Source organism: Streptomyces sp. NRRL F-5135, assembly GCF_000719775.1.
GTDB classification, from domain to species: domain Bacteria; phylum Actinomycetota; class Actinomycetes; order Streptomycetales; family Streptomycetaceae; genus Streptomyces; species Streptomyces hebeiensis.
In genome coordinates, this window is record NZ_JOHR01000002.1 from 188,910 (window position 1) to 203,798 (window position 14,889).

Below are 14,889 nucleotides of genomic sequence, written 5' to 3' on the forward strand. Positions count from 1 at the left end.
GAAAACCCAGGAGAAGAAGTGAAGCGCAGCAAGGCTCTCCGCGGCGCGGACGCGAAGATCGACCGGGAGCGCGCGTACGCCCCGCTCGAGGCCGTCCGTCTCGCCAAGGACACCACCGTTTCCAAGTTCGACGGCACCGTCGAGGTCGCCCTGCGTCTGGGTGTCGACCCGCGCAAGGCCGACCAGATGGTGCGCGGCACCGTGAACCTTCCGCACGGCACCGGCAAGACCGCCCGGGTCCTGGTCTTCGCGACCGGTGACCGTGCCGAGGCCGCGCGTGCCGCGGGCGCCGACATCGTCGGTGCCGACGAGCTCATCGACGAGGTTTCGAAGGGCCGTCTGGACTTCGACGCCGTCGTCGCCACCCCGGACCTCATGGGCAAGGTCGGCCGTCTCGGCCGTGTCCTCGGCCCGCGTGGTCTGATGCCGAACCCGAAGACCGGCACGGTCACCCCGGACGTCACCAAGGCCGTGACGGACATCAAGGGCGGCAAGATCGAGTTCCGGGTCGACAAGCACTCGAACCTGCACTTCATCATCGGCAAGGTCTCCTTCGACGAGACCAAGCTGGTGGAGAACTACGCCGCGGCGCTGGAGGAGATCCTCCGTCTCAAGCCGTCCGCCGCCAAGGGCCGCTACATCAAGAAGGCGACCCTGACGACGACGATGGGCCCCGGCATCCCGCTGGACGCCAACCGCACCCGCAACCTCCTCGTCGAGGAGGACCCGGCCGCCGTCTGAGACTGACGGCCGCCGCGGGTCAGCCGCGTCACGACAAGCCGGTCCTCCCGCCCGAAACCCCGGGCGGGAGGACCGGCTTGTCGTGTTCGTCCGAGAGGCCCGCCGGAGCCGGTGCGCACAGGATTGTCACAGGGCGGCTGTACAGTCATCGCACATCTGAACTACTTGTATGGACCCTTGGGGGGGATCATGAACAAGATGTACGGGAAGGTCGCGGTGGCCGGGCTGACAGGCCTGCTGCTGTGCGGTACGGCGGCGTGTTCGGCGTCGGCGGACAAGTCCGAGCCGAAGGCGGAGAAGCCCGCGCAGGCCGTGGAGATGTCGCCGGTCGCGGCGGTCAAGAAGGCCGCGGAGAACGGCAAGAAGATCACCTCGATGTCGTACACGATGAAGGGGCAGGTCCCGGGCCAGGGCACGTTCACCGGCGACGCCGCGATGAACCTGAAGCCCCTCGCCATGCGGATGACGATGAACGTCGAGGTCGCGGGGGAAAAGCAGGCGATCGAGGTCCGGCTCACGTCCGACGGCATGTACCTCAACGGCGGCGAGTCGGCCGCCAAGGAGATGGACGGCAAGAGCTGGATCAAGTTCCCGATGGAGGCGCTCGGGGAGGGCAAGGACAACCCCCTCGGCGCGCTCGCCGGCCAGGCCGACCAGAACCCGGCCGACCAGTCCGCCTCGATGACCGCGGCCGAGGACCTGAAGAAGGTCGGTGAGGAGACCGTGGAGGGCGTCAAGACGACGCACTACACGGGCACGGTCACCCTGGACGACGTGCGCAAGGCGCTGAAGGGGACGGACGCCGAGACGAAGGAGCGCCAGGAGAAGGGGCTCAAGGCGTACGAGGACATGGGCATCGAAAAGATGACCATGGACATGTGGATCGACGGCAGCGACCACACCAAGCAGTTCCGCACGCGGAGCACGACTCCGAGCGGGCCGCTCGACGTGACGATGGTCTTCGGGGACTACAACAAGCCGGTGGAGATCACCGCCCCGCCCGCCGCCGAGACGATGGACCTCGCCGAGATGATGGAGGAGGACGGCGCCGCCTGACGGCCGCCGGTCCGGCCCCGGTCCGGCCCCCGTGGTGGCGCGGGGGCCGGATTTGCCTGCCGGAGACCCCTTGACGTAATCTCCTCCAGAAGCCAAAGACCGCTGGTCGTTGCCGTGTACTCGTACGAGGGTGCGGTGGCCGAAGGATCCGCTCGATGCGGACGTCCTGCGCAGGTGACTGTGGAAAGCTCCCGGATTCCATTCGGTCGAGTTATGCCCCGTGCGCCCGCGCTCGGGGCGTTTTGCGTTGTCCAGCCCCTTCCTCGCGGTCCTCATCACCCGGAAGGAGGCCGATGCTCATGGCAAGGCCCGACAAGGCTGCCGCGGTGGCCGAGCTCACGGACAAGTTCCGCGACTCGAACGCCGCTGTGCTGACCGAGTACCGGGGTCTCACCGTGGCGCAGATCAGGGATCTGCGCCGTTCGCTCGGTGGGAACGCCCAGTACGCCGTGGTGAAGAACACGCTGACCAAGATCGCGGCCAACGAGGCCGGGATCAACACGCTGGACGACCTGTTCGAGGGTCCGACCGCTGTTGCCTTCGTCACCGGTGACCCGGTGGAGTCGGCCAAGGGTCTTCGTGACTTCGCCAAGGACAACCCGAATCTCGTCATCAAGGGCGGTGTCCTTGACGGCAAGGCGCTGAGCGCCGACGAGATCAAGAAGCTTGCGGACCTCGAGTCCCGTGAGGTTCTGCTTTCCAAGCTGGCCGGTGCCATGAAGGGCAAGCAGTCGCAGGCTGCGGCGCTCTTCCAGGCGCTTCCGTCGAAGTTCGTCCGCACCGCGGAAGCGCTTCGCGCCAAGAAGGAAGAGCAGGGCGGTGCCGACGCGTCGGCTCCCGCCGAGGCCGACGCCGAGTAATCACGCTCGCGCTCGGTCGCAGCGGGCAGACCCTCGCGGTCATGCCGTCAGGCAGTCGCCCGCCGAACTGTACATACCGGCACCAGCCGAATTAGTGGAAGGACCGCCATCATGGCGAAGCTCAGCCAGGAAGACCTGCTCGCGCAGTTCGAGGAGATGACCCTTCTCGAGCTCTCCGGCTTCGTGAAGGCCTTCGAGGAGAAGTTCGACGTCACCGCCGCCGCCCCGGCCGCCGTCGCCGTCGCGGGCCCGGCCGGCCCGGCCGAGGAGGCCGCCCCGGAGCAGGACGAGTTCGACGTCGTCCTCACGGCTGCCGGCGACAAGAAGATCCAGGTCATCAAGGTCGTGCGTGAGCTGACCTCCCTGGGTCTGAAGGAGGCCAAGGACCTCGTGGACGGCGCCCCGAAGCCCGTTCTCGAGAAGGTCGCCAAGGAGGCCGCCGACAAGGCCGCCGAGTCCCTCAAGGGCGCCGGCGCCTCCGTCGAGGTCAAGTGACCCGTTGAGGTCCCAGGACCTCTCCCGGGACCGCCACCGGCCGCCCGCAGGCGGAACGAGCCGGTCCCGGCGCCCTCGGGCGCAGCGTTGACGCGAAGGGCGATCACCCAGCCGGGTGGTCGCCCTTCCGCGTTCCCGAGGGGGGTGCCTTGCTCTTCGGCGCGCGGCGAGTATCGTGATCATCGCTGTGTCCGCACACCCGGGTGAGGTTCCGCATGGGGTGGGGGGCCTTGACGAACCGCACGTAGCGCGCGATTCTCAGGACGCGTCGTCACATCGATCCGGATTCGAGGCATGGATCGGCGGCGAAGAGGGCAGTATCGATGTGCGTCAGGGGACGCGAGGTTGACCGCGGTTGAGACAAGGGTGCTGGGACAAACGAGGGCGTCAGAAAACCCGCTCTGGACATCAGTGTGCCAAGTGGCTACACTGTCCCTTTGCGCTGCCTGTTAGCTGCCCCCTGCCCGTCACCAGGGGCACCCCCTCGCAAGAGTATCGGTGAGTGAAAGGCCCTGAACTGGGCTTTCTCCCTCCGTGCCCGGCCTGGGACCGGTACGCGCGTAGTGAGTCCGAGCCCTCGGAAGGACCCCCTCTTGGCCGCCTCGCGCAACGCCTCGACCGCGAATACGAACAACGGTGCCAGCACCGCCCCGCTGCGCATCTCCTTTGCAAAGATCAAAGAGCCCCTTGAGGTTCCGAACCTCCTTGCTCTGCAGACCGAGAGCTTCGACTGGCTGCTCGGCAACGCCGCTTGGAAGGCTCGTGTCGAGGCGGCTCTGGAGAACGGGCAGGACGTCCCCAGGAAGTCCGGTCTGGAGGAGATCTTCGAGGAGATCTCCCCGATCGAGGACTTCTCCGGGTCGATGTCGCTGACCTTCCGCGACCACCGCTTCGAGCCGCCGAAGAACTCGATCGACGAGTGCAAGGAGCGCGACTTCACCTTCGCCGCGCCGCTCTTCGTCACGGCCGAGTTCACCAACAACGAGACCGGCGAGATCAAGTCCCAGACGGTCTTCATGGGCGATTTCCCGCTCATGACCAACAAGGGCACCTTCGTCATCAACGGCACCGAGCGTGTCGTGGTGTCGCAGCTGGTCCGTTCGCCGGGTGTCTACTTCGACTCCTCGATCGACAAGACGTCCGACAAGGACATCTACTCCGCCAAGATCATCCCGTCCCGGGGTGCCTGGCTGGAGATGGAGATCGACAAGCGCGACATGGTCGGTGTGCGCATCGACCGCAAGCGCAAGCAGTCCGTGACCGTCCTCCTCAAGGCGCTCGGCTGGACGACCGAGCAGATCCTGGAGGAGTTCGGCGAGTACGAGTCCATGCGCGCCACCCTGGAGAAGGACCACACCCAGGGCCAGGACGACGCGCTGCTCGACATCTACCGCAAGCTCCGTCCGGGCGAGCCCCCCACGCGTGAGGCCGCCCAGACGCTGCTGGAGAACCTCTACTTCAACCCCAAGCGCTACGACCTGGCGAAGGTCGGCCGCTACAAGGTCAACAAGAAGCTCGGCGCGGACGAGCCGCTGGACGCCGGCGTGCTCACCACCGACGACGTCATCGCCACCATCAAGTACCTGGTCAAGCTGCACGCCGGCGAGACCGAGACGGTCGGCGAGAGCGGCACGCAGATCGTCGTCGAGACCGACGACATCGACCACTTCGGCAACCGCCGTCTGCGCAACGTCGGCGAGCTCATCCAGAACCAGGTCCGCACGGGTCTGGCCCGGATGGAGCGCGTCGTGCGCGAGCGCATGACGACCCAGGACGTCGAGGCGATCACGCCGCAGACCCTGATCAACATCCGGCCGGTCGTCGCCTCCATCAAGGAGTTCTTCGGCACCAGCCAGCTGTCGCAGTTCATGGACCAGAACAACCCGCTGTCGGGGCTGACCCACAAGCGCCGCCTGTCGGCGCTGGGCCCGGGCGGTCTGTCCCGTGAGCGGGCCGGCTTCGAGGTCCGTGACGTGCACCCGTCGCACTACGGCCGCATGTGTCCGATCGAGACGCCCGAAGGCCCGAACATCGGTCTGATCGGCTCGCTCGCGTCGTACGGCCGGGTCAACGCGTTCGGCTTCGTGGAGACGCCGTACCGCAAGGTCACCGACGGCCAGGTCACCGACGAGGTGGACTACCTGACCGCCGACGAGGAGGACAGGTTCGTCATCGCCCAGGCGAACGCGACCCTCTCCGACGACCTGCGCCTGACCGAGAGCCGGGTCCTGGTGCGCCGCCGTGGCGGCGAGGTCGACTACGTGCCCGCCACGGACGTCGACTACATGGACGTCTCGCCGCGCCAGATGGTGTCGGTCGCGACCGCCATGATCCCGTTCCTGGAGCACGACGACGCCAACCGCGCCCTCATGGGCGCGAACATGATGCGCCAGGCCGTGCCGCTGATCACGTCCGAGGCGCCGCTGGTCGGCACCGGCATGGAGTACCGCTGCGCGGTCGACGCCGGTGACGTCATCAAGGCGGAGAAGGAGGGTGTGGTCCAGGAGGTCTCCGCGGACTACATCACCGTCGCCAACGACGACGGCACGTACACCACGTACCGCATCGCCAAGTTCTCCCGCTCGAACCAGGGCACCTCGGTCAACCAGAAGGTCATCGTCAACGAGGGCGACCGGGTGATCGAGGGCCAGGTCCTCGCAGACGGGCCGGCCACCCAGCAGGGTGAGATGGCGCTCGGCAAGAACCTCCTCGTGGCGTTCATGCCGTGGGAGGGCCACAACTACGAAGACGCGATCATCCTCAGCCAGCGGCTGGTCCAGGACGACGTCCTCTCCTCGATCCACATCGAGGAGCACGAGGTCGACGCCCGGGACACCAAGCTCGGCCCCGAGGAGATCACCCGCGACATCCCGAACGTCTCCGAGGAGGTCCTCGCGGACCTCGACGAGCGCGGCATCATCCGCATCGGTGCCGAGGTCGTCGCCGGCGACATCCTGGTCGGCAAGGTCACGCCCAAGGGCGAGACCGAGCTGACCCCGGAGGAGCGCCTGCTCCGCGCGATCTTCGGTGAGAAGGCCCGCGAGGTCCGTGACACCTCGCTGAAGGTGCCGCACGGCGAGACCGGCAAGGTCATCGGCGTGCGCGTCTTCGACCGCGAGGAGGGCGACGAGCTGCCCCCCGGTGTGAACCAGCTGGTGCGCGTGTACGTCGCGCAGAAGCGCAAGATCACCGACGGTGACAAGCTCGCCGGCCGCCACGGCAACAAGGGCGTCATCTCCAAGATCCTGCCGATCGAGGACATGCCGTTCCTGGAGGACGGCACCCCCGTCGACATCATCCTCAACCCGCTGGGCGTCCCGTCCCGGATGAACCCGGGACAGGTCCTGGAGATCCACCTCGGCTGGCTCGCCAGCCAGGGCTGGGACGTCTCCGGCCTCGCGGACGAGTGGGCCGAGCGGCTCCAGGGCATCGGCGCCGACCGGGTCGACCCGCGTACGAACGTGGCGACGCCGGTCTTCGACGGCGCCCGCGAGGACGAGCTGGCCGGTCTGCTGGAGCACACCGTCCCGAACCGCGACGGCAACCGCATGGTGCTGCCGTCCGGCAAGGCGCGCCTGTTCGACGGCCGCTCCGGTGAGCCGTTCCCGGACCCGATCTCGGTCGGGTACATGTACATCCTCAAGCTCCACCACCTGGTCGACGACAAGCTGCACGCCCGCTCGACCGGCCCGTACTCCATGATCACCCAGCAGCCGCTGGGTGGTAAGGCGCAGTTCGGCGGTCAGCGCTTCGGTGAGATGGAGGTGTGGGCGCTGGAGGCGTACGGCGCCGCCTACGCCCTCCAGGAGCTGCTGACGATCAAGTCCGACGACGTGACCGGCCGCGTGAAGGTGTACGAGGCCATCGTCAAGGGCGAGAACATCCCCGAGCCCGGCATCCCCGAGTCCTTCAAGGTGCTCATCAAGGAGATGCAGTCGCTCTGCCTCAACGTGGAGGTGCTGTCCTCGGACGGCATGTCCATCGAGATGCGCGACACGGACGAGGATGTCTTCCGCGCGGCGGAGGAGCTCGGTATCGACCTGTCCCGGCGCGAGCCGAGCAGCGTCGAAGAGGTCTGACGGGTTCGCCGGCCGGACCCCGTGTCCGGCCGGCTCTCCCCGGACCCGTTCAGACCATTGATGAAGTGCCCCAATCCAATCGCTGAGGCGAGGGGCTCGAACCCCCGAAAGAGGGATTGACGACAAGTGCTCGACGTCAACTTCTTCGACGAGCTGCGGATCGGCCTGGCCACCGCGGACGACATCCGGACCTGGTCGCACGGCGAGGTCAAGAAGCCCGAGACCATCAACTACCGCACGCTCAAGCCCGAGAAGGACGGACTCTTCTGCGAGAAGATCTTCGGTCCCACCCGGGACTGGGAGTGCTACTGCGGCAAGTACAAGCGTGTCCGCTTCAAGGGCATCATCTGCGAGCGCTGCGGCGTCGAGGTCACCCGCGCCAAGGTGCGCCGTGAGCGGATGGGCCACATCGAGCTGGCCGCGCCCGTCACCCACATCTGGTACTTCAAGGGCGTCCCGTCCCGGCTGGGCTACCTGCTGGACCTGGCGCCGAAGGACCTGGAGAAGGTCATCTACTTCGCCGCGTACATGATCACGTACGTGGACGAGGAGCGCCGCACGCGCGACCTGCCCTCGCTGGAGGCGCACGTCTCCGTCGAGCGCCAGCAGATCGAGAACCGCCGCGACGCCGACCTGGAAGCCCGCGCCAAGAAGCTCGAGACCGACCTGGCCGAGCTGGAGGCCGAGGGCGCCAAGGCCGATGTGCGCCGCAAGGTGCGCGAGGGCGCCGAGCGCGAGATGAAGCAGCTCCGCGACCGCGCGCAGCGCGAGATCGACCGCCTCGACGAGGTGTGGAACCGCTTCAAGAACCTGAAGGTCCAGGACCTGGAGGGCGACGAGCTCCTCTACCGCGAGCTGCGTGACCGCTTCGGCACGTACTTCGACGGTTCGATGGGCGCCGCCGCGCTGCAGAAGCGCCTGGAGTCCTTCGACCTGGACGAGGAGGCCGAGCGCCTCCGCGAGATCATCCGTACCGGCAAGGGCCAGAAGAAGACCCGGGCGCTCAAGCGCCTCAAGGTCGTCTCCGCGTTCCTCCAGACCAGCAACAGCCCCAAGGGCATGGTGCTGGACTGCGTGCCGGTCATCCCGCCGGACCTGCGTCCGATGGTGCAGCTGGACGGTGGCCGCTTCGCGACCTCCGACCTGAACGACCTGTACCGCCGTGTGATCAACCGGAACAACCGGCTCAAGCGTCTGCTCGACCTCGGCGCCCCCGAGATCATCGTGAACAACGAGAAGCGGATGCTCCAGGAGGCCGTCGACGCGCTGTTCGACAACGGCCGCCGCGGCCGTCCGGTCACCGGTCCGGGCAACCGCCCGCTGAAGTCCCTGAGCGACATGCTCAAGGGCAAGCAGGGCCGCTTCCGGCAGAACCTGCTCGGCAAGCGCGTCGACTACTCGGCCCGTTCCGTGATCGTCGTCGGCCCGCAGCTCAAGCTGCACCAGTGCGGTCTGCCCAAGGCGATGGCGCTGGAGCTGTTCAAGCCGTTCGTGATGAAGCGCCTGGTGGACCTGAACCACGCGCAGAACATCAAGTCGGCGAAGCGCATGGTCGAGCGCGGCCGCACGGTCGTGTACGACGTGCTCGAAGAGGTCATCGCCGAGCACCCCGTGCTGCTCAACCGTGCGCCCACCCTGCACCGGCTGGGTATCCAGGCGTTCGAGCCGCAGCTCGTCGAGGGCAAGGCCATCCAGATCCACCCGCTCGTGTGCACCGCGTTCAACGCGGACTTCGACGGTGACCAGATGGCCGTCCACCTGCCGCTGTCGGCGGAGGCCCAGGCCGAGGCGCGCATCCTGATGCTCTCCTCGAACAACATCCTCAAGCCGGCCGACGGCCGTCCGGTCACCATGCCCACCCAGGACATGGTGCTCGGCCTGTTCTTCCTCACCACCGACGAGGAGGAGCGCGAGGTCATCGGCGCGGGCCGGTCCTTCGGCTCCACCGCCGAGGCGACCATGGCCTTCGACAACCGGGAGCTCTCGCTCCAGGCGAAGGTCGACATCCGCTTCCCGGTGGGCACCATCCCGCCGCGCGGCTGGACCCCGCCGGCCTCCGACGAGTTCGAGGCCGACCCCGCCGCCGCGCCGTGGCAGCCGGGCGACCCGTTCCGGCTGCGGACCACGCTGGGCCGCGCGCTCTTCAACGAGCTGCTGCCCGAGGACTACCCGTTCGTCGACTACACGGTGGGCAAGAAGCAGCTCTCCGAGATCGTCAACGACCTGGCCGAGCGCTACCCCAAGGTCATCGTGGCGGCGACGCTCGACAACCTGAAGGCGGCCGGCTTCTTCTGGGCCACCCGCTCCGGCGTCACCGTCGCCATCTCGGACATCATCGTGCCCGAGGCGAAGAAGGCGATCGTCCAGGGCTACGAGGCGCAGGACGACAAGGTCCAGAAGCAGTACGAGCGCGGTCTGATCACCAAGGACGAGCGCACGCAGGAGCTCATCGCGATCTGGACCAAGGCGACCAACGAGGTCTCCGAGGCGATGAACGCGAACTTCCCGAAGACCAACCCGGTCTCCATGATGGTGAACTCGGGCGCGCGCGGAAACATGATGCAGATGCGTCAGATCGCCGGTATGCGTGGTCTGGTGTCGAACGCCAAGAACGAGACGATCCCGCGTCCGATCAAGGCGTCCTTCCGCGAGGGCCTGTCCGTGCTGGAGTACTTCATCGCCACGCACGGTGCCCGTAAGGGTCTGGCCGACACCGCCCTGCGTACCGCCGACTCGGGTTACCTGACCCGTCGTCTGGTGGACGTCTCGCAGGACGTGATCATCCGCGAGGAGGACTGCGGCACCGAGCGCGGTCTGAAGCTGCGGATCGCCGAGCGCGGCGCCGACGGTGTGCTGCGCAAGGCGGACGACGTCGAGACCTCCGTGTACGCGCGGATGCTCGCCGAGGACGTCGTCGTGGACGGCAAGGTCATCGCGCCGGCCAATGTCGACCTGGGCGACGTCCTGATCGACGCGCTGGTGGGCGCCGGGGTCGAGGAGGTCAAGACCCGCTCGGTCCTGACCTGCGAGTCCGCGGTCGGCACCTGCGCCTTCTGCTACGGCCGCTCGCTGGCCACCGGCAAGCTGGTCGACATCGGTGAGGCGGTCGGCATCATCGCCGCCCAGTCCATCGGTGAGCCCGGCACCCAGCTGACGATGCGTACCTTCCACACCGGTGGTGTGGCCGGTGACGACATCACCCAGGGTCTGCCCCGTGTCGTCGAGCTCTTCGAGGCCCGTACGCCCAAGGGCGTCGCGCCGATCTCGGAGGCGGCCGGCCGCGTCCGGATCGAGGAGACGGAGAAGACCAAGAAGATCGTCGTCACCCCGGACGACGGCAGCGACGAGACGGCGTTCCCGATCTCCAAGCGTGCCAAGGTCCAGGTGCGCGAGGGCGACCACGTCGAGGTGGGCCAGAAGCTCACCATGGGTGCCACCAACCCGCACGACGTGCTGCGGATCCTCGGTCAGCGCGCCGTCCAGGTCCACCTGGTCGGCGAGGTCCAGAAGGTCTACAACTCGCAGGGTGTGTCGATCCACGACAAGCACATCGAGATCATCATCCGGCAGATGCTGCGCCGGGTGACGATCATCGAGTCCGGCGACGCGGAGCTGCTGCCGGGCGAGCTGGTCGAGCGCTCGAAGTTCGAGACCGAGAACCGTCGTGTGGTCACGGAAGGCGGCCACCCGGCCTCCGGCCGTCCGCAGCTGATGGGTATCACCAAGGCGTCGCTGGCCACCGAGTCGTGGCTGTCGGCGGCGTCCTTCCAGGAGACGACCAGGGTCCTGACCGACGCGGCGATCAACGCCAAGTCGGACTCCCTGATCGGCCTCAAGGAGAACGTCATCATCGGTAAGCTCATCCCGGCCGGTACGGGCCTGTCCCGCTACCGCAACATCCGGGTCGAGCCGACCGAGGAGGCCAAGGCCGCGATGTACTCGGCCGTCGGCTACGACGACATCGACTACTCGCCGTTCGGCACGGGCTCCGGCCAGGCCGTTCCGCTGGAGGACTACGACTACGGTCCGTACAACCAGTAAGGCGTGAGGAATCGGAGGGCGGTCATCCCGTACGGGGTGGCCGCCCTCCGGCGTGTCCGGCCGCTCTCCGGCGTACGCCCGGGGCCGTCCGGGCCCCGGTGTGTGTCCGGGGCCGCCCGTGGGAACCCGGTACGGCGGGACCCGGTACCGCGCGACCCCCAGGACCCCTCGTCGCGGGCCTCGGGGCGGGGCGAGCGGGACCGGCACACCCCGGTGCGGCCGGGGTGCCGCCCGGAGGGCCGGGCGCCGTCGGAGGGCCGGGCGCGGTCGGAAAGCGGGGCGCGGTCGGAGAACCGTTCTGACCTGGCGGGTATCCGCCCGGCGGCGCACGGCCCGGTGGCGCGGTGTCCGGCGTGTCGGGAGCGGGGCACTTGTTTTGACCGGAGTCGGTGCGGTAGGTACGCTCAGACCTTGTGCCTGGGGTGTGCCTGGGCTCCCGTGCGTGTCTTCAGCCGCATGAGGGGTTCGCGTACCGGCCACCGTGATCTGCGTCTTCTTCGCTACCCGCGAAGTCACCGCAGTATTCGACACACCCGACCGCGTGGGTCGGTGACGTTCCAGGTTAGTTTTACTGACGGCACACAGAAACCGGAGAAGTAGTGCCTACGATCCAGCAGCTGGTCCGCAAGGGCCGGCAGGACAAGGTCGAGAAGAACAAGACGCCCGCGCTCGAGGGTTCCCCCCAGCGCCGGGGCGTCTGCACGCGCGTGTTCACCACCACCCCGAAGAAGCCGAACTCGGCCCTCCGTAAGGTCGCGCGTGTGCGTCTGACCAGCGGCATCGAGGTCACGGCCTACATCCCGGGTGAGGGACACAACCTTCAGGAGCACTCCATCGTGCTCGTGCGTGGTGGCCGTGTGAAGGACCTGCCCGGTGTTCGTTACAAGATCATCCGCGGTTCGCTGGACACCCAGGGTGTCAAGAACCGCAAGCAGGCCCGCAGCCGCTACGGCGCCAAGAAGGAGAAGTAAGAATGCCTCGTAAGGGCCCCGCCCCGAAGCGCCCGGTCATCATCGACCCGGTCTACGGTTCTCCTCTTGTCACGTCGCTGATCAACAAGATCCTCCTCAACGGCAAGCGTTCCACCGCCGAGCGGATCGTGTACGGCGCCATGGAGGGTCTGCGTGAGAAGACGGGCAACGACCCGGTCATCACGCTGAAGCGCGCGCTGGAGAACGTCAAGCCGACCCTCGAGGTCAAGTCCCGCCGTGTCGGTGGCGCCACCTACCAGGTGCCGATCGAGGTCAAGCCCGGTCGCGCCGCCACCCTCGCGCTGCGCTGGGTCGTCGGGTACTCCCGCGCCCGCCGTGAGAAGACCATGACCGAACGCCTCATGAACGAGCTGCTCGACGCCTCCAACGGTCTCGGCGCCTCGGTCAAGAAGCGTGAGGACACGCACAAGATGGCCGAGTCCAACAAGGCCTTCGCGCACTACCGCTGGTAGTCGCTACCCCACATCGAGACCGAGAGAAGACTGAGCCATATGGCCACCACTTCGCTTGACCTGGCCAAGGTCCGCAACATCGGGATCATGGCCCACATCGACGCGGGCAAGACGACGACCACCGAGCGCATCCTGTTTTACACCGGTGTGAGCTACAAGATCGGTGAGGTCCACGACGGCGCTGCCACGATGGACTGGATGGAGCAGGAGCAGGAGCGCGGCATCACGATCACGTCCGCCGCGACGACCTGCCACTGGCCGCTCGAAGGCGTCGACCACACCATCAACATCATCGACACCCCGGGCCACGTGGACTTCACGGTCGAGGTGGAGCGTTCGCTCCGCGTCCTCGACGGTGCCGTCACCGTGTTCGACGGTGTCGCCGGTGTGGAGCCGCAGTCCGAGACGGTGTGGCGCCAGGCCGACCGTTATGGCGTGCCGCGCATCTGCTTCGTCAACAAGCTCGACCGCACCGGCGCCGAGTTCCACCGCTGTGTCGACATGATCAAGGACCGCCTCGGCGCGACCCCGATCGTCATGCAGCTCCCGATCGGCGCCGAGGCCAACTTCGAGGGCGTCGTCGACCTGGTGACGATGAAGGCGCTCGTCTGGTCCGCCGAGGCCGCCAAGGGCGAGATGTACGACACCGTCGACATCCCGGCCACGCACACCGAGGCCGCCGAGGAGTGGCGCGGCAAGCTGCTGGAGACCGTCGCCGAGAACGACGACGAGCTCATGGAGCTGTACCTGGAGGGCCAGGAGCCTTCCGTGGAGCAGCTCTACGCGGCGATCCGCCGTATCACCATCGCGTCCGGCAAGAGCGACGGCACGACGGTCACCCCCGTGTTCTGCGGCACGGCGTTCAAGAACAAGGGCGTCCAGCCCCTGCTCGACGCCGTCGTGCGCTACCTGCCCACGCCGCTGGACGTCGAGGGCATCAACGGCCACGCGGTGAGCGACCCGGAGGAGGTCGTCACCCGCAAGCCGTCCGAGGACGAGCCGCTCGCGGCGCTGGCGTTCAAGATCATGAGCGACCCGCACCTCGGCAAGCTCACCTTCGTCCGCGTGTACTCCGGCCGTCTGGAGTCCGGCACCGCCGTGCTGAACTCCGTGAAGGGCCGCAAGGAGCGCATCGGCAAGATCTACCGCATGCACGCGAACAAGCGTGAGGAGATCGACTCGGTGGGCGCCGGCGACATCGTCGCCGTCATGGGCCTGAAGCAGACCACCACCGGTGAGACGCTGTGCGACGAGAAGAACCCGGTGATCCTGGAGTCCATGGACTTCCCGGCGCCGGTCATCGAGGTCGCGATCGAGCCCAAGTCCAAGGGTGACCAGGAGAAGCTGGGTGTCGCCATCCAGCGGCTCGCGGAGGAGGACCCCTCCTTCCAGGTGCACACGAACGAGGAGACCGGCCAGACCGTCATCGGCGGTATGGGCGAGCTCCACCTCGAGGTGCTGGTCGACCGCATGAAGCGCGAGTTCCGCGTCGAGGCGAACGTCGGCAAGCCGCAGGTCGCCTACCGCGAGACGATCCGCAAGGCCGTCGAGCGCGTGGACTACACGCACAAGAAGCAGACCGGTGGCACCGGCCAGTTCGCCAAGGTGCAGATCGCGATCGAGCCGATCGAGGGCGGCGACGCCTCGTACGAGTTCGTGAACAAGGTCACCGGTGGCCGTATCCCGAAGGAGTACATTCCTTCGGTGGACGCCGGTGCTCAGGAGGCCATGCAGTTCGGCATCCTGGCCGGCTACGAGATGACCGGCGTGCGCATCACGCTGATCGACGGCGCGTACCACGAGGTCGACTCCTCCGAGCTCGCCTTCAAGATCGCCGGTTCGCAGGCGTTCAAGGAGGCCGCTCGCAAGGCCAGCCCCGTGCTCCTCGAGCCGATGATGGCCGTCGAGGTCACCACGCCCGAGGACTACATGGGCGATGTGATCGGCGACATCAACTCCCGCCGTGGCCAGATCGAGGCCATGGAGGACCGGGCGGGCGCCAAGGTCGTCCGGGGCCTCGTACCGCTGTCGGAGATGTTCGGCTATGTCGGAGACCTCCGCAGCAAGACCTCGGGTCGCGCAAGCTACTCGATGCAGTTCGACTCCTACGCCGAGGTTCCCCGGAACGTCGCCGAGGAGATCATCGCGAAGGCCAAGGGCGAGTAACTCCACC

Annotated in this window: 9 protein-coding genes; all 9 read left to right on the forward strand. The window is 67.3% G+C overall.

Going from position 1 to position 14,889, the window contains the following annotated elements:
- The first annotated feature begins 18 nt into the window (after positions 1-18).
- The 9 genes from rplA to fusA all read left to right on the forward strand — a co-directional run bounded on the left by rplA (position 19) and on the right by fusA (position 14,882).
- The gene (rplA, locus tag IG02_RS0104670; RefSeq protein WP_030742152.1) at positions 19-741 is read left to right on the forward strand and encodes a 50S ribosomal protein L1; all 723 of its coding nucleotides are present in this window, start codon (positions 19-21) and stop codon (positions 739-741) included.
- 189 nt (positions 742-930) lie between these two features.
- Positions 931-1,797 carry a DUF6612 family protein gene (locus tag IG02_RS0104675; protein ID WP_030742154.1) on the forward strand — a complete coding sequence of 289 codons (867 nt, stop codon included), beginning with the start codon at positions 931-933 and terminating at the stop codon, positions 1,795-1,797.
- A gap of 299 nt (positions 1,798-2,096) precedes the next feature.
- Positions 2,097-2,657 carry a 50S ribosomal protein L10 gene (gene rplJ, locus IG02_RS0104680; protein ID WP_030742156.1) on the forward strand — a complete coding sequence of 187 codons (561 nt, stop codon included), beginning with the start codon at positions 2,097-2,099 and terminating at the stop codon, positions 2,655-2,657.
- 111 nt (positions 2,658-2,768) lie between these two features.
- Entirely contained in the window at positions 2,769-3,152 is a 384-nt protein-coding gene (rplL, locus tag IG02_RS0104685) for a 50S ribosomal protein L7/L12 (protein ID WP_030742158.1), read from the forward strand.
- Between the two features lie 593 nt (positions 3,153-3,745).
- Entirely contained in the window at positions 3,746-7,231 is a 3,486-nt protein-coding gene (gene rpoB, locus IG02_RS0104690; protein ID WP_030742159.1) for a DNA-directed RNA polymerase subunit beta, read from the forward strand.
- A gap of 126 nt (positions 7,232-7,357) precedes the next feature.
- Positions 7,358-11,272, forward strand: a complete 3,915-nt coding sequence (locus IG02_RS0104695; RefSeq protein WP_030742161.1) for a DNA-directed RNA polymerase subunit beta' — start codon at positions 7,358-7,360, stop codon at positions 11,270-11,272.
- 599 nt (positions 11,273-11,871) lie between these two features.
- Complete coding sequence (rpsL, locus tag IG02_RS0104700) at positions 11,872-12,243, forward strand: 30S ribosomal protein S12 (RefSeq protein ID WP_003948652.1); 372 nt, start codon at positions 11,872-11,874, stop codon at positions 12,241-12,243.
- Positions 12,244-12,245: 2 nt separating this feature from the next.
- Positions 12,246-12,716, forward strand: a complete 471-nt coding sequence (gene rpsG, locus IG02_RS0104705) for a 30S ribosomal protein S7 (protein WP_030742163.1) — start codon at positions 12,246-12,248, stop codon at positions 12,714-12,716.
- Between the two features lie 39 nt (positions 12,717-12,755).
- Positions 12,756-14,882 (forward strand): elongation factor G, encoded by a 2,127-nt coding sequence (gene fusA, locus IG02_RS0104710; RefSeq protein ID WP_030742165.1) that lies wholly within the window; start codon positions 12,756-12,758, stop codon positions 14,880-14,882.
- Positions 14,883-14,889 lie beyond the last annotated feature (7 nt).